Origin of the sequence: Kineococcus indalonis (assembly GCF_009906395.1) — a bacterium.
In the GTDB taxonomy this organism is placed as follows: domain Bacteria; phylum Actinomycetota; class Actinomycetes; order Actinomycetales; family Kineococcaceae; genus Kineococcus; species Kineococcus indalonis.
In genome coordinates this window covers 1-560 of record NZ_JAAALM010000989.1, presented here as the reverse complement: position 1 = coordinate 560, position 560 = coordinate 1, and the positions used below count along the sequence as shown (strand labels likewise).

Here is a 560-nt window from a genome sequence, read left to right as displayed (position 1 = left end):
GTCCACCGCCGCGCGCCGGGCCGGGGGTGACCCCGCAGCGGGCCGCGCAGGGCGCACGTCAGCGCCGGGTGGTCTTCGCCGGGTCGAGGAACCCGCCCGGGGAACAGGCCGAGGAGCCCGACCGGCGCTCCGCCCGGTGGTGCGCCGGTCAGTTCGGCGCGAAGCGCGGCAGACCGCCGCAGAACCAGCCGGAGTACTCCGCGGGCGCCGGCGGCTCCAGCAGCTCGGAGGACGTGGCGCCGGCCGGTTCCCACACGCCGTCCACGGACCGGTACGTGACGCCGGTGCCGACGAGGACGTCCCCCTCGGGGTCGTCGGGGTCGCGGTCGGTGGAGCGCACGGTGAGCTGGCCGGGTTCCAGGCAGGTGATGCTCCGGTTCAGCGCGGCGGAGGCGTCCACGTACCAGCCGTCCGCGCCGCCGGGGGCGGCCTGCTCCTCCAGGCTCCCGCCGCGCCAGGTGAGCACGGCGTTGCGCTCGGCGTGCGCGCCGGTGTCGGTGAGCAGGACGAGTTCGGCGCCGGGGCGGTCGTCCACCGGGTGCGCGCCCACCCACCCGGAC

1 protein-coding gene is annotated in these 560 nt (G+C 78.0%); it reads right to left on the bottom strand.

The window, feature by feature from the left end; genetic code table 11:
• Positions 1 to 148: 148 nt before the first annotated feature.
• Positions 149 to 560 (bottom strand): hypothetical protein (locus tag GTR00_RS22345; protein WP_166613657.1); only part of this gene is annotated, 412 nt, incomplete at its 5' end.